This window comes from Caballeronia humi, assembly GCF_001544475.1.
Lineage (GTDB): Bacteria > Pseudomonadota > Gammaproteobacteria > Burkholderiales > Burkholderiaceae > Caballeronia > Caballeronia humi.
In genome coordinates this window covers 122596-145575 of record NZ_FCNW02000012.1, presented here as the reverse complement: position 1 = coordinate 145575, position 22980 = coordinate 122596, and the positions used below count along the sequence as shown (strand labels likewise).

Here is a 22980-nt window from a genome sequence, read left to right as displayed (position 1 = left end):
GCGAACGCTCCACTCCATTGAGCATGTGATGTCGTGGTCAATGTGGCGACGCCGACATCAGTACCGTGCCCAGCAGTCCCATTATCGACGACGCGGCGGCGTGCCTCCGGCATATCTACGGCTGTAGTACTAAGGGGTGGGGGTCTCGTCAGTGGCATTTCCAATGCGCGACAACTTGAACTGTCTTTGGTGGCCCAAGGCGAATGCTCGACGACGACGATATGGATGGCCGTAGAACGTCGTCCGGTGGTGTCCGCACGGACTAGTCCTCAGTCAGTTGTTACTTTCGTAGGACGCTCGAAGCTATGGCGCTGACTGGTCCGGTGGCACTCAATTTCCACCATGTTCTCTTTGCTGCGACTAACGGACGACGCGGCGTCCAAGGACATCGGAATGATCGCATCCCGTTGATTCAGTTCTTCGTGTAGGCGCAAGCCGACGTCACTAGCTGAATTCGCCGAGGATTATGCTGTCGGGGACTACCCTGCGACGACAGCGGTTATTACGTCGGACCTTAAAACGGTACTAGATCGATCGCGACGAATCTGAACGCTGGTTGCGAACGCGCGCGATGGCCATCTCATGCCTGTGGAGGCAAGCGCCTCAACGTACTTGAACGGATGCCGATTCGCCGTCTTGCCGGTGAGGCGTCGATGGTTACTAGCCGAGATTCCCAAATGACTTCCTCCTTTCAGTTCATTTCGGCGAAAATGTCGGCTCCCGTCGTCCGTCAGCGGCCGCCGCAAGTCCTGAATTTCCGTCATCAAGGATGCAGTTGAACTTCCATTCCGATAGCGCAAGCTCGGTTGAATTGATAAGCGTATCCGTCGTCGTTTATCGGCCGAACCGTCAACTTCTCGAACGTACACTTAGTACACTGGATGCCGCCCTGGGTCGCTTGTGCGTAGCAGATCAAGCCGTGTCTGCGCCGCTGTATCTTGTCAACAACGGAACGAATGAACGCATGGACTGGTACGAGCTTGCTGGCGAAGCAAGGTTCACGACGGCTGTCATCGAAGGCCAGGGCAACGTCGGCTACGGCCTTGGACACAATCTCGCCATCGAGTGCACATCGAGCCGTTACCACCTGGTCTTAAATCCCGACATCGAACTTGGCTGCGACGCGCTCAGCCACGCGCTCGCATTCATGGAAGCTCATCCGGAGGTCGGTCTCCTTTCGCCGCTGATCCTGGAAGAAGATGGGCACCAGCAATTCCTTTGCCGCCGCTACCCCACCGTCTTCGACCTCTTCGCCCGCGGCTTCCTCCCTGCACGTCTGCGCGCCCCGTTCGCGAACCGTCTCGCCCGCTACGAAATGCGCGACGTAATCGGCGACAAGGAGGTAGTCTGGGACCCGCCCATCGTCAGCGGCTGCTTCATGCTTTTCCGCACCGACGTCCTGAAGAAGCTCGGCGGTTTCGACCCCCGCTATTTCCTCTACTTCGAAGACTACGACCTGAGCCTGCGCACGCACGAGATCGCGCGCGTCGCGTACGTGCCATCAGTGCGCGTACTGCATCACGGCGGCGACGCAGCGCGCAAGGGCTGGACGCACATCAAGCTCTTCGTGACCTCCGCGTACAAGTTTTTCAACCGATTCGGCTGGAAGTGGCTATGACCGGCCGCCGCATCGCGATCACAGGAGCGAACGGTTTCGTCGGAAGGGTGCTGACGCGCGTGCTGATGGAGCAGGGCACGCCGGTCACCGCCATCGCTCGCCCGAACACGACGTGCGAATCGGGCGTGGAAACGAAGCGCATCGAATCGCTCGACTCGATCACCCCCGAAACCTTCGCCGACGCCCAAACCGTAATCCACCTCGCAGCCCGCGTCCACGTGATGCGCGACGCCGACACCAACCCGCTCGCCGCCTTCCGCGCGACGAACGTCGAAGGCTCGCTGCGAGCCGCCGATGCCGCCGTCCGCGCAGGCGCCACGCGTTTCGTCTACGTGAGCAGCATCAAGGCGCTCGCCGAACTGGACTCCGGCCGGCCGCTGAAAGAAACCGACGAACGCCGTCCGCCCGATCCCTACGGCGTCTCGAAAGCCGAAGCCGAAGTGAAACTACTGGAATTCGGCGCGCGCACCGGATTGGAAATCGTGATCGTGCGTCCGCCGCTCGTCTACGGCCCGGACGTGCGCGCCAACTTCCTAAGCCTGATGAACGCGATCGCGAAGGGCTTCCCGCTGCCGATAGGCTCCGTCACGGCGCGACGAAGCCTCTGCTACGTCGACAACCTGGCAAACGCGCTCGCCCTCGCTGCGACACATCTGCGCGCCGCCAGCCAGACCTTCCACGTCACCGATGGCGACGACCCGAGCGTCGCCGATCTCGCGCGCAGCCTCGGCCGCCATCTCGGCAGGCCGGCGCGCCTTGTGCCGGTGCCGGTCGATGTCCTGAAATTCGCCGGCCGGCTGACCGGCAAGACCGCGCAGATCGATCGTCTTACAGGCAGCCTTCGTGTCGATTCGACGCATATTCGAGATGTGCTAGGCTGGCGCCCTCCGGTTTCCCTCGACGCGGGACTTGCCGCCACGGCGCGCTGGTTCCTCGCGACGCGCCGGGGCACGCGCTAAACGAAAAGCCAAAGATCGGCCCAGCCGACACGATCATCCATCACACAAATACTGGGAAATGACCCGCCCGCCGCTGCCGTTCCTGATCGATTCACCGTGGACTTCCGCCGCTGTCGTCGCGGCGCTCGCGCTCGTCGCCTCTGCGCTGATCTTGGCCGTGCTGCTCAAAACAGGCCTCGCGTGGCGCCTCGCCACCGATATCCCAAACGATCGTTCGCTGCACACACGCCCGACGCCGCGCATCGGCGGCTGGGGCATCGTGCCGGTCGCCGTGATCGCGATGCTGATCGTCGCGCCGTCGATGTGGCTCGTCGTCGCGGGCGCCGCTTTTCTCTCCGCGGTCTCGCAGATCGACGACCGTCGCGACCTCCCGGCCAGAGTCCGCTTCGCCGCGCATTTGCTGGCGGTCGCCGTGCTGATCGTGCTGAATCCGGCGCCGGTACCGTGGTGGGCGCTGGCGGCGGTCGGATTCTTGATGCTGTGGCTCGTGAATCTCTACAACTTCATGGACGGCGCCGACGGCCTTGCCGGCGGCATGGCGCTCTTCGGTTTCGGCGGCTACGCGGCGGCGGCGCTCGCCGGACCCGTGCCGCAGATCGATCTCGGCCTTGCCAGCGCGGCCGTTGCGGGCGCGGCGGCGGGTTTTCTGCTCTTCAATTTCCATCCGGCCCGGATTTTTCTTGGCGATTCGGGGTCAATACCCTTAGGCTTTCTGGCAGGCGCGCTCGGCTATTGGGGCTGGCTGAAAGGCACTTGGCCGGTGTGGTTCCCGGCACTCGTCTTTACCCCCTTCATCGCCGATGCGTCGGTGACGTTGTTGAGGCGCCTCATGCGCGGGGAAAAATTTTGGCAGGCGCACCGCGAGCATTACTATCAGCGGATGGTGCGCCTTGGCATGGGCCACGCACGCACGGCTTTGGCGTGGTACTTGCTGATGCTTGCCGGCATAATGCTTGCTAATCTCGCATTAGGGTTTCCTCCAGTCGGACAGTGGTGTGCGGTAGCAGGGTGGGCAATTGTGGTCGCGGCAGCGGGGGCGGTCGTCGATGTTTCATGGCGGCGTCATCAGTCCCTTCCTTCCGAACAACCTTGAGGTCCACGCGGATGAATCGATTTAAAGCTTCATGGCTATCGGCCGGCGCGTTCGCATTCGATCTCTTCGCGGTCGCGGGGACGTGGATCGCAGCCTATGTGATCCGCTTCAACGGCGCGGTGCCGCCCCACTTCCAGTCCAGTGCGCTGCATGCGCTCCTCTGGGTACTCCCCGTCTACGGCGTTCTCTTTCGCGTCTTCGGTCTTTATCGCGGGATGTGGGTCTTCGCGAGCCTGCCTGACCTGATGCGTATCTCGAAAGCGGTCGTCGCGGGCGCGTTAATCGTAATGGTCGGCGCGGTCATGGCGCAGCCGATCCCCATCATTCCTCGCTCGGTTCTCATCGTCGCGCCGATCCTGCTGTTCCTCGCGATGGGCGGCGCGCGCGCGCTTTACCGCGCGACGAAGGAGTTCTACCTGTACGGCGGCCTGGTCGGACAGGGGAAGCCTGTGATCCTGCTCGGCGCCGGCAACGCGGCGGCGAGCCTCGTGCGCGAACTGGCGCGTTCGAGTGAATGGCGTCTCGTCGGTCTCCTGGACGACGATCCTGCCAAGCGCGGCCGCGAAGTTCTAGGACATAAGGTGCTCGGTTCGATCAGCGAACTTCCCCTCTGGGCTGACCAACTGAAAACCGATTACGCGATCATCGCGATTCCGTCGGCATCGGTGGAGGCGCAGCGGCGCGTCGCGACGCTCTGTGTGCGGGCGGGCGTCAAGGCAATGGTCCTCCCGGCGCTCACGCCGCTCACGCAGGGCCAGGCGTTCCTGTCGCGCGTGCGCCAGATCGACCTCGAAGACCTGCTCGGCCGCGAGCCGGTGAAAATCGACATGCCGCACGTCGAAGCGCTGCTACACGGCCGCGTCGCGATGGTGACGGGCGCAGGAGGTTCGATCGGTTCCGAGCTGTGCCGTCAGATTCTGCGGTTTTCACCGGCGCAGCTGGTCGCCTACGATCAGAGCGAATTCGCGATGTACCGGCTCACCGAGGAACTGCACGAGAATTTTTCGGAGCTGTCGGTGATTCCGGTGATCGGCGACGCGAAGGATTCTCTGCTGCTCGACCAGACGATGTCGCGCTTCACGCCGCACATCGTGTTCCACGCGGCCGCGTACAAGCACGTGCCGCTGATGGAAGAGCAGAACGCGTGGCAGGCGGTGCGCAACAATGTGCTCGGCACGCTGCGCGTCGCGCGCGCGGCCATTCGTCATGACGTGCGCCATTTTGTGCTGATTTCCACCGACAAGGCCGTCAACCCGACGAATGTGATGGGTGCCAGCAAACGCCTCGCGGAGATGGCGTGCCAGGCGCTCCAGCAATCGGCTCCGCGCACGCAATTCGAGACGGTGCGCTTCGGCAACGTGCTCGGCAGCGCGGGCAGCGTGATTCCGAAGTTCCAGCAGCAGATCGCAAAGGGCGGACCGGTGACGGTCACGCATCCCGAGATCACGCGTTTCTTCATGACGATTCCGGAAGCGGCGCAACTGGTGCTGCAGGCGTCGAGCATGGGACACGGCGGCGAGATCTTTATCCTCGACATGGGGCAGCCGGTGAAAATCGTCGATCTGGCGCGCGATTTGATTCGACTTTACGGCTTCTCGGAGGAGCAGATCCGGATCGTGTTCACGGGACTGAGACCGGGCGAGAAGCTATACGAAGAACTCCTCGCCGACGATGAAACGACCACGCGCACGCCGCATCCGAAACTGCGGATCGCGCAGGCGCGCGAAGTGCCGGATCATTTCCTTGACGAGCTGCTGCCCTGGTTAATGCAACACCGTGTGTTGCCGGATGAAGAAGTTCGACGCGATCTGCGCCGTTGGGTGCCTGAGTATCAGACGGCGATGCCGCCCACACTTCAGCGTGTCATGTCCAACGCGCGCGTGACGCGGAGAACGGTGGGCTGACTTTCTGCGCCAAATAAAGCGGACGCCGGTGGGTGACTGTGGCCGCGTGGTGTCGCCGCAAAAAGACGCGTTTGCTTCGCCAATGCTGTTTGGCTACCGTCATTCGCCGGGATCGTATGCGATGAACTAGGATCAATTCGCCCAACGCCGAACTGTGCGGCCCGAAGTGGAACCGCGGTGGGTCGGCCCAAACGCTAGACAAGTTCGTCTGCGCATGTTTTGTAAGCAGCCCGTGGCGGAGCGTAGATTAGCGAATCGCGTCGTGCCAAAGTCAGCGCCTCCGGACCAAGCGCGTCGGCTCGGAAGGCGTTGACGGGCGCCTGGGCGACACCTGTTCGACTCACGCCCGGCCTGCAGTGGGCTCCAGTCTGTCCGATGACGCGCGCCGGCCCCCTTCGTCGCCGCGTGCAGGCTCTGCGCGGCGGCTGCACAAGCACACCACAATGCCGACTAATGTCAGTGACCTCCATTTTTCTCGCGTGCATGATCGCCGACGAAGACCGCATTCGAGGTCGTTGGGCGGCGCGCCGACGTCAATGCATGGCCCAGCCGTATACACGGGGCTTCAACTGCCCGGAAGCTCAGCCAGGAGAGACCGATAGCGAATACCGCCGCGGTGATCATATAGACCGCAAGCGGTGCCCCCAGCCAGCCAGCGCGCTTGCACACCCACTCGAGAACATAAACGGGAACGCCGTGCAGCAGGTACAACGAATAGCTCAGCTCACCGATCCACGCAAACAACCGTGAATGGATCTTCCAGACGGTCGCGAGCAGGATGAAGATCCCTAATCCCAGTAGATAGCTCACTGAATTGATGACGTGCTCGTTGTCGTGCTGTATCAATGCAACCGCAAAGGTCAGCAGCGAGATGCTGGCAACTACGCCGGTGACGGCAACGAATGCCGTCTTATACGAACAGTCGACTCGGAACGCGGGCACTCCCGGAAGCGTGAACACCACGCGCCCACGGGGATTGTCGTTCACGTGTCGGAAACACGCGCCCCAAAACATGATTGAAAGGTGGTAAAGCATGCCCTTGTATTGGCCAAGCGCGGTTGGCGGAACAATCTTGAGTGCGGAAGTGATAACAAAAGCACCGCCCAAAGAGACGCAGACAATGCAGAGATCACGCATCCGTTGGATGCCGCCGAGCCAAAATAGTACAAGACAGAGCGCGTAGAAAACCAGTTCGGTTTCGAGCGTCCAATAGTGCCCCATCATCTCGGGATAACCGAGGGCGTCGGGAAGCATCGTCGCGTTTGCAAGCCACGCCGCGGGCTCCATTTGTCTGCCGGCAAGCATCCGATAGGAAAGAAAGCCCAGCGGTATAGAAACCCAAAACGCTGGATAGAGCCGAAAAAAGCGTCGAATCAAGAAGCGGCGCGTTCCTGCACTAATAGGGCCATACAAGCTTTTCGGAATCAATAAGCCGCTCAGCGCAAAGAAAACTACTACACCGATCCGGCCGAAATTCCCATAATGTGGAATGCTATTCAGCCACTGCCCAGATCCCGCGATGTTCGAAAATATTTCCGCATAATGCATCCACATTACGAAAAGGACGGCGACCGCGCGAATCGCGTCGACGTGAGACATGCGATTTGGCAATACCGGGGATGTTGAATTCAACAGCGCCTCTCCTTCTGTGATGACTTTTATTTCGTTGACCGCTGCCGCGTGCACGCTGACTTTACTCGACGGACTGGCTTTCGGCACCCAGCTGCCTCGATAAATTAAATGGTCAGACATCTACCATTCCGTATCGGTGGCGCAGCGTCTGTTCACTAGCGCACACGAGTAAAGATGCGCGGAAAGGGCTAGTGGAACGCTCGAAGGAAAGCGGCGGTGTTTCGGGGGTCCCCCACACAATCATCGCTTTCGGAGACGGATCGGAAAACTGTACCGATCATTCGATTTCCCGACTCACACGGTTACCTGCTCGCTGGTCGCCGATCATTGATCTGCTATTTTTACCGAAATGCCACGTTAGCAGGCTGCGTTGCTTCGGAATGTTGACTCTTTCATAACTGTCCCTTTTAAAATCGATAATTTTTACCCGGTCGTTACGCTATTTTGCTGTGCATTAGTTGATTCGAAGCAAGAACATATATGCCGTTTCGCTCCGAAATTAGAAAACATATATTTTCATACGATATTAGGTAAGAACGTTTTCCCTAACCCTAAATATTTTACATGTAGTTACATTATTTGGCATAAAAGTACGAATATACTCGGCACCCTCAGCAACCAAAGTCGCATTTACTTATGTCCGCCAAACGTTCAATTCTAATCAAGCAATATTTGCCGAATGATCAGTCAGGTAGCGCAGTAGAATTTCCGCGCCGGAAATTTCTGTCCTTTGCATTGGCTGGAGTCGGCAGCGTTGTGCTCTCCGCGTGCGGCGGCGGCGCTGAAAGTGACCTGTCGGACGCCACGGCAAAGAGTGTTGATACCGCAACCGCGAAGGCCGCAACCACTGGTTCCGCCGACGGCACGATAATCCCGCCGGCGGCCTCCATTACCGACTCGGCTGGGGCTAGCTGGACCCTCGTGGGCGGCGTCGTGAAGAAGAACGGTGCATCCGCCGGCTATACGACTCAAGTGCAAATGCTGCTCTGGAAAAGCGGCAAGATTTATCAACAGAACAGCGCTGGGAACTTCTGGTACTGGAGTGGCAGCGCGTGGGTCGCGACTACAGATCCCCGCACCGCTACTTCGGGCGCGTCGCCGCTTTTTTACGGGGTGAACGGCCACATGGCTTATAACACTGGCATCTACCAGACAATCGGTATCGCAGCGCAAGTAAAATACCTAAAGGATCTCGGCGCCACCAACTATCGGGCGGACGTCGCCAGTGCGGGAATGGCTCAGGTAGTGGCCGACGCGATCAAGGGCCCGTTCGCCGGAAGCGGCATCGCAATTCTGCCCGTGCTCAATCCCAAGTCGAATGGATGGAATCCGACCCTGTCCGAATCGGCTGCGTATACGCTTGGGTACAATCTCGCCGTGGACTGCACAAGACCGCTGAAAGGCCTCGTACAACACATCGAATGCGGAAACGAATTGGATGTGCCTGTGTGTATCAGCGGGAATGGGAGTAGTTCGGCCCATTGGAGTCCCGCCTACTGGCCCGCATTCCGCGGCGTGATTCGCGGCATGATTGCCGGTGTGAAAGCAATCGACCCGACCATCAAGTGCGGCGTCAACGTTGGCATTCCGATGGCATATCGTGCCCTGCAGATGCTGTGGAGCGGCATTTCGCCCAATGGTTCGACCAACGGCGTCGGCGGTGCGCCGCTCATTCGGTGGGACTTCACGACGTATCACTGGTACAAGAGCTCGGGGAACATCCAGCGCGCAGGACCAACGGGATCGGTTGACGTCCTGCAGGTGCTCAAGGACTCGTTCGGGGTGCCGATCTGGCTGACGGAATGGGGCTGGTCCGGGTCAAAGGACACGCCGGACAGCGCGGCTGCGTATGTGAATACTGCATTTGCGCAGTACTTGTCGATAAAGGACAAGTACAACATTCAGTCGGTCATGATGTATTGCGTGATCGACAAAAATTATGGGCTGATCAATGCTGATGGGGTAACGAAGAATCCCGCATACACATCGTTCAAGAAGTTCGTCGCTGCAAATCCTGTTTCGGCCTAGGCAGCGCCGAGTCACGTGCGTCGGCAGAAAAACTCTGCCGACTCTTTTTGCTTCGAGCGACCCAATCGCCAATTCATCTCACTTTGGGCTGAATTGCATTCTCACCGGACCTGTCAGCATTCCTGTGCGCTGAGTCCGGTTAACAAGACTCAGCTAACGGCATTGGTGAATCTCGCGCCGAACAGAATGGTGAACCGGTGCACCGCCTGTCGCAAAGTGCCAGGCGGCATCGCCCAGTCCTTTCCGATGTTGCGCAAGGCCACGTTCTTTGCTGGCCACTTCCTGCGACTGAATCGGAAAAACCGCCTCGATTGCAGTGACAGACCCGGAAGGACACACCGGCGTGTTTCGTACGGCTTGCTGCGCACAATCGTCGACACGCGCGTCAACACGGTACGTGCTGACGGATACGTAGAAATCTGTGCGCTCCGTATGGACGGGCAAGGCGGGTGGTACCGTGCGAAAAGGGCGTGTCAGAAATTTCGTGTGCTGAGATCGCTATAAAAAATCTCAGCTGATGGCGTTGGTGAACCGCTCGCCGAACAGAATGGCTAACTGATTGACGGCGCGCCGCCAGGTGATAGGCGGCATCTTCCAATCCTTTTCGATGTTGCGCAAGGCCAGATACAGCAGCTTGCTGGCGGCTTCGTCAGTGGGGAAGTGACCGCGGTTCTTGACGATCTTGCGCAACTGCATGTGCATGCTTTCGATGGCGTTGGTCGTATATATAATCCGACGCACTTCGGGCGGATAGGCGAAGAACGGGATCACCTGCTCCCATTGACGCTGCCACCTGGCCGCGACGGTAGGGAATTTGCGGCCCCACTCGCTTTGCGCAAAGGCGTCGAGCGCCACGGCCGCCGCCTCGGCCGTGGCGGCCTGATAGATTGGCTTGAGCGCCCCAGCCAACGGCTTGCGGTCTTTCCAGCTCGCCAGATTCAGCGAATTGCGGATCAGATGCACGATGCAGGTCTGGATCTGGGCGGCCGGATAAACCGCTTCGATCGCTTCGGGGAAGTCACGCAAGCCATCGACCACCGCAATCAGGATGTCGTGCAAACCGCGGTTCTTCAGTTCGTTGAGACCTTTAGCCAGAACTTGGCGCCCTCGGTTTGCTCGATCCATAGGCCCAGCACTTCTTTGCGGCCATCGGCGCGGATGCCCAGCGCCAGATAGACCGCCTTGTTCTTGACCGTGCCTTCGTCGCGGATCTTCAGCCGCAACGCGTCAAAGTACACGATCGGATACATCGCCTCGAGCGGGCGTTGCTGCCACTGCTTGACCTCGGCCAGCACCTCGTCAGTGACCCTGGAAATCAGATCGGGCGACACCTCCAACCCGTACAACTCCAGCAGATGGCCCTGGATCTCGCGCACGCTCATGCCGCGCGCGTACATGCTGATGAAATGATCGTCGAATCCCGGCAGCCGGCGCTGGTATTTGCCGACCAACTGCGGCTCGAACGTCGCCTGCCGATCGCGCGGGATATCCAGGTTAACTCGCCATTGGGCGTGATGACCGCCTTCGGGCTCGTGCCATTGCGAAGGTTGCCGGCCTTGCCCTGCCCGACCTCAGCTGTCAGATGATGCGTCAGTTCGGCCGCCAGCATGCGCTCGGCGAGTTGCTTCTTGAGCAGGCCGGCCAAGCCCGATTCGCCGAAAATCGACTCGGCATCCTTGTTCTGCACCTCAGCCAGCAGTTAATCGATCAACTCATCCGGCAACAGCTTCGGCGGGCTTGGTTCCTTGCTCTTCTTTGTCATGTTTGTTGTTTTGGTCATAAAGGAGTTCCTTTCGGTATCGTCTCATGACCTCAATACACAAGAAATCTGACAGGCTCGCGGAAAAACAATTCTTCACGCGACTAGAGACGTCTTGCGAATTCCAAAAGCCGCACGCCACGCGCAGCTAGCACTTCCGCAATTTTTTTTTATGTGTGCGTTACTGAACACATCGCCATTAATTTAGGCGTGAAGGTTAACCGCTTGCAGCACAACGCCTTGGAAGGTTTTTGGCTTTGCGCTGCGCAAATCCGGCGAAAACGGATTTGCTTCGCGTTCAGCGCCCAACTTTTAGACGTGCCAACGCCGCAAGGAATCGTTGTCGCGTGCCGCCACGTGTGATGTACCGGACACCAGTTATCTACCGATCTTGGATAAATGACGATCACTAATGAAATCGCGCAAGCGTATGTTGGTTCCCTTATCGCAGGGGTGCGGCAGGAAGCAAATCTCACGCGCGATGACATGGCAGCGAAAGCGTCGAATGGGATTCGCGCGTCGTTGCTGCAGGATATCGAGCGTGCGAAGAACACTAGCGACGCGAAGATGATCGCAGGGACCGCGATCGTCGCCGTGCGTTCCCTCGCGCGACGCGGAGAAGGACGCCAATCTGTGACGGAGCGCTTCGCTCTGAGGTGCGTCCAGATCGCGGGGGTGATCTTCGATGCCGTGCCGAAGCGGCGCCGCGAGAACCAACGTACGCCTATGCAAGCAAATGCGCCACAGATCGGGAGCCGTAGGACGCCTGGTGTAAAAGCGCGCTCGCCCTTCCCGGACAATCGAAGCCACATGCCGAGTTCGTCGAGAACCGAGCGAACGCCTCTCCCATTTGCGTCGCTTATCCAGTGCCGGCAAGAAGTAGTCCCGATGCCTGCGGTCCTTACCACGCGCTCAGTGCCGTGCCTCAACCTACTCACCCGTGTCCTCGCGTGCGCCGCGCTAATGAGCGCCGCGCATGACGCCGTCGCAGTGGCAGACGGCATGCGCTTGATGAATCCGCCCGGGACGCTCATCATGGATGGCCCGGGCACAAGGAAGATCGTAGTCGAGGTTCCGCAGCAGCGTGGCGCGGCCGGCACGAACGCCGTCGCGACCCTATATCGCTACGACGCCAATGCGCAGCCTGCGAGCACGCCACTGTCCACGTACCAGGCCACGGCGACGGGCGGTCAGATTGCATTCAATGTGGTCATTCCGGGCCCCGGTCTCTACCTGCTCGAGACCAAGCTGGCGGCGGCCGGCGGGGTCGACGGCGACTCGCTGAAGATCACAATGGCGGCGCTCATCCCGGCTCGCGGCGCCTTTCCCGATGCCGGCGTCGTTACCCATTTCGGCCAACGCAAGGGCTCGCCGTCGATCGTCATGCCGCTCATCAAGAAAGCGGGTTTTACCTGGATCCGAGACGAACTGTACTTCGGCGAAGTCGAAAAAAAGCCTGGCACCTTCCTCTTCCCGCCCGATAATGGCGGCTACGGTGACTACGTTGCGCAAGCCGCCAAATTCAGCATCAAGCCGTTGATTGTCCTCGATTATGGCAACGGCAGGGCATATCCGGGGCTCTTCAAGGGACCGCGCGGTTTTCCGATGACTCAGCAGGAACGCGATCTCTTCACGCGCTACGCGCAGAAGGTGGTGGCCTTCTATGGCAAGCATGTCAAGGACTGGGAGATATGGAACGAGCCATCCTTTGCGACGGTCGGCTACGACAACTACGTGGCGTTGTTGAAGCAGGTTTATGTCGCGATCAAGAAGGAAAGCCCGGACGCGAACGTAATTTCATGCGGCGGCGGAGGAGCGGGAGGCGGCCCCGGAGGCGATTGCATCGCCGCGCTCGTCAAGGCGGGCGCACTTGATTATCAGGACGGGTTCAGCATCCATCCCTACATGTCGCCGAACGACCCAGACTCAGGCTATCCTGCGAAGGGCGCGCCGGTCAATCCCGTGAACATTCCCAACGTCTGGCCTCATCTGGCACGTATGGTGCAAGCAACACCCAGGGCGGGCGAGGGACGTTTTAAGCTCTGGATCACCGAGATCGGCTGGCCTTCCAGCCCGCTATCGGCCGGGCTCAGCGAACCGGCACAGGCGGCGAATATCGCGCGTACGTATTTGCTTTCGCGTCGTTATGCCGCGGTTGAATCGGTGTTTTGGTACGACTTTGTCGATGACGGTGTCAATCCGAACGACAAAGAAGCCAACTTCGGACTTTTGCGCGCGGACCTAACTCCCAAGCCGTCTTATGTGGCCGCATCCGTCTTGATGCGAATGCTTGATACGAGAAAATGGGATCATGCGCTGATCGACAAGCGCGACGTGAAGGTCTATCAATACGGCACACGGAGTCCCGTCTACGTCGGATGGCAGGTCGGCGGCAACACGGGCGCTACTCAGGTACAGATCCCACCCGGCCCTTACACGCAGCGCGACTGGCAAGGTGTTACATCGACAGTCGACGTGCCTAGTCAGGGTTTCGAGTGGCAACTGGGAGCGCTGCCAAAGTACTTGATCCCGGTGGGTCGCAACTAAGCATCGTCGCACGAAGAAGCGAAAGACAAATCAACGGCGCCATCTACCCAAGCGCTTAGAGGATTCGAAACGCGTTCGCGTGGCATCGTGAACTGATGCGTCACGCACAGACAACGATGTTTCGAGTCCCGGCGATAGAAAGGCGCGGCTCATTCGCGCTCGCCGTAACCGATTGAAAGCCATGCCAGAAAAACCGTTTGCCGCCTGTTGCATGCGTTCACCTCTGTACGCTGCGAATCGCGGCCAGTAGAGAATCACGTACGCAATTGGCACGAAGGACGTCACGGTCGTCATGCTCACCGTCGATGTAATCAACAGAACCAGCAGCATGACGAATCCGTCGCTCGCGGTAAATGCAACGACTCCGAACAGCAGCAACGCGCTGAATAGTCCCATCTCCGCGACGCTTGCGGGCAGGCCGGCAAATGGTACCCCGGCTATCGCCTCCCCCTGGACAAGGTGGATGTAGGGCAAATACAGGTAGTGCTTGAGGACGTCCTGCGCATTGAGCCCCAGAAGAAGATCTTCAAGCCGCGCGTCGAAGAGAAATGGGTATCCGGCGAAGCGGTGCGCGAACGTCTGGGATCCAAAAAAGGAGTGATCCGCGAGAAAAACGCCGAACATGCTGACTGCGCCCATGAACGCTACCAAGATCACGAGCGGATGGACGGTCCGCAGCGTATGGCGGAACGGATAGAGCGCCGCAAAGATGAAAAGCAGCATCGACGATTTGGAGAATCCGATGAAAAGGCCAAGCAAATAGAGCGCGACCATCTTCTTTTTAACCTTTTCAGTCATCAGGTAGAGGATAAGTGAACTCATTAGCAGCGATGAAAAGAACCCGGCCTCCCTCGAAAACCCGGATACCCGCGCAAAATAAAAAATCTCGAAGAAATTCGTGAATGTCTTGGTTGCGTACTGGCCCCATATCGTCTGCGCGAGCTGCGTCGGTCCCAATTGCCAGGAAAGGCTTCGGTCCGTGTAGTAGAGCGTGAACTGCAACATGGCGAACACGATGTTGATCCCCATCCAATAATGGAGATAGTTAATTCGCCGGTCCATCGTATACATCAGATAGCCGATGCAAATTGCGATCGACAGTACGCGGGCCGCCGCACTTGGCGATCCCAACATGCTCACTGCAATCGCGATCACCAGCGGCCCGCTCCAGCGGCGCACCGTCGCAGAAAGGAACCGCCAGAAATCCGGATCGAAGAATGGGATGACGAGATAAAAGTAAAGGGTGACGCCCGATACCTGCGGATTGAAGATCACGCACGTGAAAAACATGTAGAACAGTACGGAGACAATCCTCGAATACATTCAATTCTCCAGATGGAAACACTTACGCGCGCGGGGGGTTGCCGCTGTTCGGAAATATCGTTTCCGTTGGTTGAATTCGTCTGCAGGTCGTTCTCGCAACGACCAGCTATTGTGCCAAAGGTCGCGGCGCATACCTGAAAGCCTTCGCTGGCACCGGCATGCAGTGCACGCGCCTTACAGTTGCACGTTTGCATGGGGCGTGAAGCACAAAACGGTCCACCTTTGCGCAACGGTAACTCACGATATGTTCACCAACGCACACAAGTAGACAACCCGCGCAAGCGCCAGCTGGCATTTTCGAAAGGGCGGTATTCGGCGAACGCGCGTTCGGGCGATAGTTCAGGCTTGCTACATCGAACGCTGGTCCCGGTTAGCTGCCTGGTCGCAGACACCCGAAGCATGAATGGAACGTCCGAAGTCGACTGCGACCCAATGCTGCAGCCAGAAAAAGAACGTTGCGCGCTCGACGGTGCCCTAACCTTAGCACGTCCGATCCAAATCTCGATGATGCCGGCGTACGCCACCTGCTTTGCGCTTCCGCCTCTACCGGAGAAAACGCAGCGATGTTCGCCGACATGTCAGCTTCCACTTTACCACTGCAAACGGATTTAGCACGACCGGCTGACCTGCAACCGGGTCGATAGTTACCTGCATTTGGCCCATGAACTCGTGGCGCAGTCGCTGGCGAGTACGGTGCGAAGGTCGAATGTGATTGCTGAGTCATTCTCGCGCCACGTTTACGCACTAGAGCGAGCCGATACCGGTTCATCGATTTCTCTGCGCTGTGTATCGTGTTGATAGAACTTCCGGACAATATATACCGGACGCCGCTTCGTTTCGGAATATATACGGCCGACATACTCGCCGATTACGCCAATGCCGACCAACTGCATGCCGCCCAAGAACAGGACCGCGGTAAAGATCGACGCATAGCCGGGCACATCGACTCCTCTGATGACAGTCCGGAGAATCAAGTACGCTGCGAGAACGAACGCGAACGCCGCGGTGAGTCCGCCAATGTAGGTCCACACCCTGAGTGGCAGCGTACTGAAGCTCGTTACTCCTTCCAGTGCAAAGTTCCACAGCTTCCATCCAGAAAATTTCGTGGTACCGGCTGCTCGGGGCTGGCGCACATATTCGATGGACGCCGTCTCGAATCCGATCCACGCGAACAAGCCCTTCATGAACCTATGATTCTCAGGCAGCAGTTTCAGCGCGTCGACGGCCTGCCGCGACATCAGGCGAAAGTCGCCAGCGTTCCCGGGTATCTTGACGTCCGAGATCGCGTTGTGGACTCGGTAGAACCATGATGCGGTGCTGCGTTTCGCGTAACTGTCGGTCAGTCGCTCTGACCGTATCGCAATGACGACGTCGAAGCCGTCGCGCCATTTCTCGATCAGCCGCGGGATGAGATGTGGCGGGTCCTGCAGATCGGCGTCCAACGGAATGACTGCGTCTCCTCTGGCATGGTCGAGCCCTGCCGTCAGGGCAGCTTCCTTTCCAAAGTTGCGTGAAAGGTCGACCACTTTGATTCGTCGGTCGCCGATCGAGTATTTCAACAATTTCTCGAGCGTCAGGTCACGGCTTCCGTCGTTGACACAGACAATTTCATAGTCGGAGTCGGGTACTGCGTCCAATACCGGACGAACCGTGGCGAAAAATTCGTCGATGACGTCCTCTTCGTTATAGAAGGGCACGACGAGCGAAATGATGTCAGGACTCTTGATTTTCACGAAATTCATGGGCAATGTCCCAAGCGGGGTTGAAGCCGTAGATGTCTCACCGAGTGCCCGTCGGCGGGAGCCTCGCCCTTAAGGCCGTCGAAAACGATCGGACAGATCAAGCCGTTTTCCTCCCGCGATCGCTAAAGACGGCGGTCGGAAAATAGCGCGCGACACACAAACCGTAGATCAGCATGACGGCGACCGTATAGCTGACGAATTTCGGCGAAAACATCAACAGCGCAATCGAAAGCGCTATGAACACCAATTCGGTACGCGAGCCTGACGCCGCCCCGCTGAATGCCTGAGGCTCCTCGAGCGTAGTTCCGACGAGTATCAGCAAGGGGATCAGCACTACCACCATATGCACGGACTCGAGCGCTGGCGAGGCCAGTAGCATAGTCGCCGTGGCAAGTGCATAGTCGATGCGAGGGTCTGCATGACGCTTGAATACGAGGTATGCAGCTAGCAAACACACCGCCAACCCAAATACGGTGGAGATCGCCCCCAGCGCCGTCGGCGACATGGATGTGCCGGAGGCCGCGGATAAAGTCTGCAAGGCGCCCTTCAGGGAGCTATTGAACGGTGCGCCACCCAGAAGCGAAAACTGCTTGTTCAGACGCCACAGATCGGCGATGTAGTAACGCAAAATTACGTTCCACCCGAATTGGGCAGCAGTTACAGCCGCTATGACGACCGAGAAGATGATCGTGGAGATCACCGTTCGCCATTCCCGGCGTAGCAACAGTAAGCCGACGATAGCCATCGGCGTTACTTTCACTGCGATCGCGAGTGCGAGGAATAAGCCGGCCGCATAACGGTTGCCGCGTTCGATGCAAAAGAACGTCGCCGCCAGGAGAACGAACAGGAGGGCGTTCGATTGGCCCCAATACATTTCGTCCAACGTGGGACGAAACAGTATCACGATCGCAGCCAACAACACGAAGGCGCCCCGATTTCCGCCGCGGTACGAAAGCTGCAGCGTCAGGATGACGGCGGTCACCATACAGACGGCCGACATGCCAGACCAAATAATCCTCGCCGTCGATACGTCCCAAGAAGCTAGCCATGAAAAGATAATGGCGAACTGCGGAGGGTAGCCGTAGAAATTTATCGCGCTGACGTCGAGCATGCCGATCTCGTGCAGGAACGGGATGACGTGATCGCCGTCGTAGAGGATCCATGCTTCCGACGGGTGATTAATTGCCACCGTAAAGGCGTAGTAGAAGTACTGGAAGTCTCCGACCCAGTCGGGGCCGCGATCGTGAAGGTCTCTCACGAGGTGCGGAATTCTCGCCGCCAGCATACACAGCGCGATCACCAGCAGCACCGCACCGAAAGTTGAATATCTCGCTGTAGACTTGCTTCCAATCGACGCTGTCTTCATGGCAATCCCTAAGGTCAAGGCGGGGCACGCGTCGGACACCGACCCGCGAAGCCGCGCGTAATGTATGGATCGTCCGACCTGCTCAGTGCTCCGACTCCCAGCCTGGGACTGGATACGTTGCTCGGTAGGGCATACCCTGCGTGCCGGCCGGGACGCATCGAATCTGGCCCGGTCGCTCTGTGCACGGCAAAGGCCCTTCGCCGAGCGGCTCCGGGTCCCGTGTACGGCACTTTCGGCCGCAGCGTCGGCTGCTTCCACAGTAGACGTTGCCTGAGATAGTGCCGCCGTTGTACAACGTGATTCCAATCGGCGCTACGCCGAACGACAAAGTTGCACCCACCCCAGCGGCAATCGACTGCTTCATCGTGCCGGAGTTGTGGTGACCAGTGCGGCCCGCCGTCGTTGCAGGTCCCTCAATTCGGGGTGATGTCATCTGACCCGTTGGTGCGATCAGGCGATCAAGCCCTCACTGATGCCGCGAATCACGCCTGAACCGTCATCCCTGTTGAACGAAGCCGCACAACCTCGACCCGGTAGCGATCGCCCTGACCGGAATGCCTCAGTATCCTGCTGTGCCAGCCGGCAAATCGCCGCGAACGACACGGCGTCTGCGGTAGATATTCAGCGAGGACAATTTCTCGCTATGTGGTTTCTCGTACATATCAACATCTGAAGCAAGATTGCAAGGCTGCATTCCACGACGCAAGCTATCAGCGCGCTCCGTATAAAAAGGTTGACGGCTTCAAATTGAAGTGCCACAGACGGGTTCAACGATGAGCGTCCTGGGATTGACTGGTGATGCGAGCGCGTCAGCGAAATAACTACAGTCGGAAAAGGAATGCGAGAGTGGCGGAACCGATTATCGTTTGACTCACTGCAAATGAACACGATTGGCGGGAAGACCGTACGGGTGCGCAGGTCGCCCACTTCCGTTGTATCGCTTGTGCATTTATGGCCTCGGCCAAATAGCGCGCGTGTATCCCCACGTAACTTGGACAGGGTTTTGCCGATGTCGATGGCATAATCGTTAGCCGCGTATTTCTTCGCGATTCGTGGCTAAGGAGTTGCATGTTTACCCTCCCGAAAAAAATTTGCTGGGTCAATCCGCTCAGTGAAGTCTCCGCGTTGACGCATGCGGGTTCGCTTTTGTCGCCAAACGACGAGATTGTCGCGCCTTACGACCTGGAAATGGACGATGCGCTCACATCCGGCTTCCGTCCTCTCTCGATGGTCCAAGGCATCCTCAACGCCGCCACCGCGGCCCTTGCCTCCGACTACGCCCTACACTGCAATTTACATGTCATCAATGGCATGGGCGTGACTCTCGGCGATTCGATTATCGGGCTAACCGCGCTCTTCGCAATCAAAAAGCGCCATCCTTCGCTCGGCATCACATTGTACCGGCCCGCGCGGGCGCCGCGCTATGTTCAGCGCCTCTACGAACTCGCCGCGCCTCCTTTGGGGAAAGTGATCGAACTGCCCGTTGCGCTCGATTCGCTCCCGCCTGGCGACCTGAAGATCGATATCGGCAATCATCTCTTCTGGCCCGCCTTCGCCTCGCTGCCGATGGTCGATTTCTTCCTGTGGGCGCTCGGCGTGCCGCCGTCCGATGTTCCCTCGGCCGACAAGCGCAACCGCTGGCTACAGGCGTTGCCGCTGGTGGCGCACGAGCGCGAACCTTACGTTCTCTTCTGCCCCAACGCGACAACGCCTGTCAGAAGCATCCCGCCGTCGATGCACGCGGAACTCATCGAGCGTCTCTGGCGCGAGTTCGGTTTGCCGGTGGCGGGGTTCGGTGCCGTCGATCATCCGCACTACACCGACGTCACGCCGCTCGCGCCCGATACCGCCGATTTCGTCGCGTGGATCAGGCACGCGCGCTACCTGGTCACCTCCGACACGGCCGCGCTGCACATCGCAGCCGGCTTTGACGTGCCGACGACCGCCTTCTTCACGACGATCCCGCCATCGATGCGCGCGCGCGACTATACGAACTGCCGCGCGGTGAGCGTGCCTTTGCCGGGCCTCGACGGCATCCAGGCAAGCTCGCGCGCGACCGACCTGGCGGCGCTCGAACGCGCCTACGCCATGCTGCTTGCCGGCGAATTCAGCCTGACGCCATGACGCAGGCTGAATGGAAGCGTCGTACTATCGTCGTTGATTCCCGACCATAACCAAACGCGCGCGAAGCCTGCGACGCTCGCGCGCGCCAACAACGGAACTCACGCATGGACCGGTTTCTCGCGATGAAAGTGTTTGCGCGCGTCGTCGAAGCGGGCAGTTTCTCCCGTGCCGCCGATGCGCTGCGCCTGCCGCCCGCCAGCGTCTCGCGCACCGTGCAGGCACTCGAAGCGCATCTGGGCGCGCGCCTCATCAACCGCACCACGCGCAGCATCAGCATCACGGAAGACGGCGAGACCTTTTACGAGCGCTGCGTGCGCGTGCTCGGCGAAGTGGACGACATGGAGTCGGCGGTCTCGCAATCGAAGACCACGCCGAAGGGCAAGGTGCGCGTAAGCCTCCCCGCGCTGATGGCGAAGAGCACGCTGATCCCCGCGTTGCCGGATTTCCTCTTGAGCTATCCCGACATCACCGTCGAGCTGAATCTCACCGACCGGCAGGTCGATCTCGTGGAAGAAGGGCTCGACTGCGTCGTGCGCGTGGGGGCTGTTGTCGACGAAACGCTCGTTGCGAAGCGCATCGGCTGCTATTCGCAGATTACGTGCGCGTCGCCGGCGTATATCGAGAAGTACGGCGAGCCCCAGACGCCTGACGATCTGGAGAATCACCTCGCCGTCGGCTACGTGCTGAACAATAGTCGCGTGCGCAACTGGGAGTTCGTGTCCGGTGGCGAGACGCGCGTGATCGCGATGCGCAATCTCGTCGCCGTCAACGATGCCGATTCGTACTTTGCTTGCGGACTCGAAGGGCTCGGCTTGATCCAGGGATCGAGTTACACGCTCGAACAGCATCTGAAGAGCGGCGCGTTGCGGGAAGTACTGAAGGCGTATCCTTCGTATCCGCGGGTGGTGTCGATTCTGTATGCGGCGAACCGCCATCAGCCGCGGCGGGTGCGCGTGTTTATCGACTGGCTGGCGGCGTTGTATGCGCGCTTGCCTTCCTTGCAAGCCGACAAGGCGTGCAGCGAGTCACGCTGACGTTCCTCAGAAGCCGAGCCGCTGACAAAGCCACGGCGAGTAGTGGACGATGAGCGCCTGGAACGGCGCGCGATGCCCGTAAGCGATCGACGAAACCGCGAGCAGCCCGAGCCCCGCGACGAGCGCGCGCGGCATGCGGCGCGGCTCGCTGAAGAGCCGCTGCAAAAACAGCAGCGCGATCGCGCCGCCGAGCAACCATCCGGCGAGCACTTCGATGGGCGTGTGCGCATCCTCGACAATCCGGCACACGCCGATCGCCGCCGCGAGCAACAGACCGCATGCGGCGCCCAGGCGATGCCACCCGGCACGCGCGCCCGACGCGAGCAGCGCGAGCGAGACGGTCCAGACCGCGGCTGCGAGCATCGTGTGTCCGCTGATCACGCGAAACTGCACCGATTCGAATTCGAGCCCGCAGCCCGCGTAAAGAAACTTCGTGACGCCGACGAGCACCATGCCCGCCGCGAGCGACAACAGCCAGCGCAGCGCAAGATGCTTGCCGGTCACGCGCAGCCAGACCGCGCACGCGAGCGCGAGCGGCAGGAGGAGGCCGGAATCGCCTAGATTGGACAGCCAGGTCGTGTGCGGCATGCGGTACCGTTAGCGAGTGCTCGTCATGGCGCGTCGAGCTTGCGTCGTCCCGCGAGCCGGTATTCGGTCGGCGAGATCGAGAGGCGCTTCCTGAAGATCTTCGCGAGCCCGTCGCCGCTACCCGCGCCGCAGCGCCGCGCGATCTTGTCGACCGGAAGGTCGGTTGCGGCGAGCAGCATGCAACTCGCATCCAGCCGCGCGCGCAGCAGATATTCCGACGGCGTCAGCCCGATCTGCGCCTTGAAGCGGCGCAGGAAATTGCGCTCGCTCATCGCGGCGATGCGCGCCGCATCGGCGATCGTGATCGGCCGCACGTAGTTCTCGCGGATCCAGCGCGCGGCCGCGTCGATCTTCTGGCGCACGCCGCCGCTGTCGGTGTCGTCGAGGACGGTGGCGAGCTTTTGCCACGCGCCCGGAATCGAGCGTTCCGACACTTCGCGCGCGACCGCCGCACCGTAGTCGCGCTTGATGATCGAGAGCGCGGCCGCGATCGGGCCCTTGGGATCGTCGAGCGTCAGCGTCTGTTCGGCGATGACGAGCGAGTTGGCCAGCGCGGACGCCGCCGCAGGCTCCTCGGCGAAATCGAGCGAGCGGTTTTGCAGCGTGAGATTGGCGGCGGCGAGAATCTGCGAGCCTTCGCCGATGGCTTTCACGAACGGAATCTTCGGCGCGACGCGCCCCAAGCGCTTCCTCAGCACGCGATCATGCCGCGCGTGCTGCGCACCTTGACCGCCCGCGATGAAGAGCGCGTCGCAGTCGTTCATCCAGCGGTTTTCGAGGCTCTCGGTCCAGATGCGCATCGAGCAGCTGCTCGCGACGCTGCCGCCATCGCTCGATAGAAAGAGGAGCGAGTAGTTCGGCGCATCGGCGCTTGCCGTGCCGTTCGCGGCCGGTTTGCGAATCTGGTTGGCGAGGGAAAACACTTCCGAGATCGAGCTGACCTCGACCAGTGAGAAATCTTCGAAAATCAGAATCCCGATGCGCTTGGCCATGTCACGCGGCGCAGCATCGGATTCGGGCGAGCGCACGACCTGCAGCCGCCCCATACCATTCCCGTATCCCATCGACAGTCTCCAGCGCGAACCGCTCATCGGGAAGTCTTCCGTATGCGACGCACTATACGCGGGGAGTCACGGACGCCGCCGCGCTAGTCGGAAAATGACGAGGTGTTGGCAGATGGTTTCGATATTCGAGTAATAAGCTGGCCGTTCCAGTGGTCATACGAATTATTGCCTGCCGATGCGACGCATAATCGTCGCGTCG

The 22980-nt window shown here is 59.7% G+C and carries 14 protein-coding genes and 1 pseudogene; 8 read left to right on the top strand and 7 right to left on the bottom strand.

Annotation, left to right across the window (positions count from 1 at the left end):
- The first annotated feature begins 775 nt into the window (after window positions 1–775).
- Genes AWB65_RS14440 through AWB65_RS14425 form a run of 4 tightly spaced genes read left to right on the top strand, consistent with a single transcriptional unit; the run spans window position 776 to window position 5574 of the window.
- Window positions 776–1618 carry a glycosyltransferase family 2 protein gene (locus tag AWB65_RS14440; RefSeq protein ID WP_235007621.1) on the top strand — a complete coding sequence of 281 codons (843 nt, stop codon included), beginning with the start codon at window positions 776–778 and terminating at the stop codon, window positions 1616–1618.
- The gene (locus AWB65_RS14435) at window positions 1615–2577 is read left to right on the top strand and encodes an NAD-dependent epimerase/dehydratase family protein (protein WP_087667800.1); all 963 of its coding nucleotides are present in this window, start codon (window positions 1615–1617) and stop codon (window positions 2575–2577) included. Before AWB65_RS14440 ends, AWB65_RS14435 begins: the two co-directional genes overlap by 4 nt.
- A 58-nt stretch (window positions 2578–2635) precedes the next feature.
- On the top strand, window positions 2636–3670 hold the full coding sequence (locus AWB65_RS14430; protein WP_087667799.1) for an MraY family glycosyltransferase: 1035 nt from the start codon (window positions 2636–2638) through the stop codon (window positions 3668–3670).
- An 11-nt stretch (window positions 3671–3681) separates the two neighbouring features.
- Window positions 3682–5574, top strand: coding sequence for a polysaccharide biosynthesis protein (locus tag AWB65_RS14425; RefSeq protein ID WP_087667798.1), 1893 nt, complete (start codon window positions 3682–3684; stop codon window positions 5572–5574).
- 456 nt (window positions 5575–6030) lie between these two features.
- Here AWB65_RS14425 and AWB65_RS14420 read toward each other — a convergent pair whose 3' ends face one another.
- The gene (locus AWB65_RS14420) at window positions 6031–7173 is read right to left on the bottom strand and encodes an acyltransferase family protein (protein ID WP_087667811.1); all 1143 of its coding nucleotides are present in this window, start codon (window positions 7171–7173) and stop codon (window positions 6031–6033) included.
- Between the two features lie 669 nt (window positions 7174–7842).
- Between AWB65_RS14420 and AWB65_RS14415 the strand changes: the two genes are divergently transcribed.
- Entirely contained in the window at window positions 7843–9234 is a 1392-nt protein-coding gene (locus AWB65_RS14415; protein ID WP_125474132.1) for a glycoside hydrolase family protein, read from the top strand.
- 510 nt (window positions 9235–9744) lie between these two features.
- Here AWB65_RS14415 and AWB65_RS14410 read toward each other — a convergent pair.
- A pseudogene (locus tag AWB65_RS14410) lies at window positions 9745–10921 on the bottom strand (IS256 family transposase).
- Between the two features lie 471 nt (window positions 10922–11392).
- Between AWB65_RS14410 and AWB65_RS14405 the strand changes: the two are divergent.
- Entirely contained in the window at window positions 11393–13540 is a 2148-nt protein-coding gene (locus AWB65_RS14405) for a glycoside hydrolase family protein (protein ID WP_087667796.1), read from the top strand.
- A gap of 30 nt (window positions 13541–13570) precedes the next feature.
- Here AWB65_RS14405 and AWB65_RS14400 read toward each other — a convergent pair whose 3' ends face one another.
- From AWB65_RS14400 to AWB65_RS14390, 3 genes are all read right to left on the bottom strand, one after another.
- On the bottom strand, window positions 13571–14863 hold the full coding sequence (locus AWB65_RS14400; RefSeq protein ID WP_200821721.1) for a hypothetical protein: 1293 nt from the start codon (window positions 14861–14863) through the stop codon (window positions 13571–13573).
- 737 nt (window positions 14864–15600) lie between these two features.
- On the bottom strand, window positions 15601–16605 hold the full coding sequence (locus AWB65_RS14395; protein WP_087667795.1) for a glycosyltransferase family 2 protein: 1005 nt from the start codon (window positions 16603–16605) through the stop codon (window positions 15601–15603).
- A gap of 97 nt (window positions 16606–16702) precedes the next feature.
- Window positions 16703–17971 carry a glycosyltransferase family 87 protein gene (locus AWB65_RS14390; protein ID WP_087667794.1) on the bottom strand — a complete coding sequence of 423 codons (1269 nt, stop codon included), beginning with the start codon at window positions 17969–17971 and terminating at the stop codon, window positions 16703–16705.
- A 1068-nt stretch (window positions 17972–19039) separates the two neighbouring features.
- On the opposite strand from AWB65_RS14390, the gene AWB65_RS14385 reads away from it, so the two are divergent.
- The gene (locus AWB65_RS14385) at window positions 19040–20095 is read left to right on the top strand and encodes a glycosyltransferase family 9 protein (protein WP_087667793.1); all 1056 of its coding nucleotides are present in this window, start codon (window positions 19040–19042) and stop codon (window positions 20093–20095) included.
- A 104-nt stretch (window positions 20096–20199) separates the two neighbouring features.
- Window positions 20200–21129, top strand: a complete 930-nt coding sequence (locus tag AWB65_RS14380; RefSeq protein ID WP_087667792.1) for a LysR family transcriptional regulator — start codon at window positions 20200–20202, stop codon at window positions 21127–21129.
- Window positions 21130–21135: 6 nt separating this feature from the next.
- On the opposite strand, the gene AWB65_RS14375 is transcribed toward AWB65_RS14380, so the two are convergent.
- Entirely contained in the window at window positions 21136–21717 is a 582-nt protein-coding gene (locus AWB65_RS14375; RefSeq protein WP_087667791.1) for a phosphatase PAP2 family protein, read from the bottom strand.
- A gap of 23 nt (window positions 21718–21740) precedes the next feature.
- A complete protein-coding gene (locus AWB65_RS14370) occupies window positions 21741–22781 on the bottom strand; it encodes a GlxA family transcriptional regulator (protein ID WP_087667790.1) in 1041 nt (346 codons plus the stop codon).
- Window positions 22782–22980: the final 199 nt, after the last annotated feature.

Coding starts and splice junctions, on each gene's coding strand:
- AWB65_RS14435 (WP_087667800.1), top strand. CDS start 1,615: ATGACCGGCCGCCGCATCGCGATCACAGGAGCGAACGGTTTCGTCGGA.
- AWB65_RS14430 (WP_087667799.1), top strand. CDS start 2,636: ATGACCCGCCCGCCGCTGCCGTTCCTGATCGATTCACCGTGGACTTCC.
- AWB65_RS14425 (WP_087667798.1), top strand. CDS start 3,682: ATGAATCGATTTAAAGCTTCATGGCTATCGGCCGGCGCGTTCGCATTC.
- AWB65_RS14420 (WP_087667811.1), bottom strand. CDS start 7,173: ATGTCTCACGTCGACGCGATTCGCGCGGTCGCCGTCCTTTTCGTAATG.
- AWB65_RS14415 (WP_125474132.1), top strand. CDS start 7,843: ATGTCCGCCAAACGTTCAATTCTAATCAAGCAATATTTGCCGAATGAT.
- AWB65_RS14405 (WP_087667796.1), top strand. CDS start 11,393: ATGACGATCACTAATGAAATCGCGCAAGCGTATGTTGGTTCCCTTATC.
- AWB65_RS14400 (WP_200821721.1), bottom strand. CDS start 14,863: ATGTATTCGAGGATTGTCTCCGTACTGTTCTACATGTTTTTCACGTGC.
- AWB65_RS14395 (WP_087667795.1), bottom strand. CDS start 16,605: ATGAATTTCGTGAAAATCAAGAGTCCTGACATCATTTCGCTCGTCGTG.
- AWB65_RS14390 (WP_087667794.1), bottom strand. CDS start 17,971: ATGAAGACAGCGTCGATTGGAAGCAAGTCTACAGCGAGATATTCAACT.
- AWB65_RS14385 (WP_087667793.1), top strand. CDS start 19,040: ATGTTTACCCTCCCGAAAAAAATTTGCTGGGTCAATCCGCTCAGTGAA.
- AWB65_RS14380 (WP_087667792.1), top strand. CDS start 20,200: ATGGACCGGTTTCTCGCGATGAAAGTGTTTGCGCGCGTCGTCGAAGCG.
- AWB65_RS14375 (WP_087667791.1), bottom strand. CDS start 21,717: ATGCCGCACACGACCTGGCTGTCCAATCTAGGCGATTCCGGCCTCCTC.
- AWB65_RS14370 (WP_087667790.1), bottom strand. CDS start 22,781: ATGGGATACGGGAATGGTATGGGGCGGCTGCAGGTCGTGCGCTCGCCC.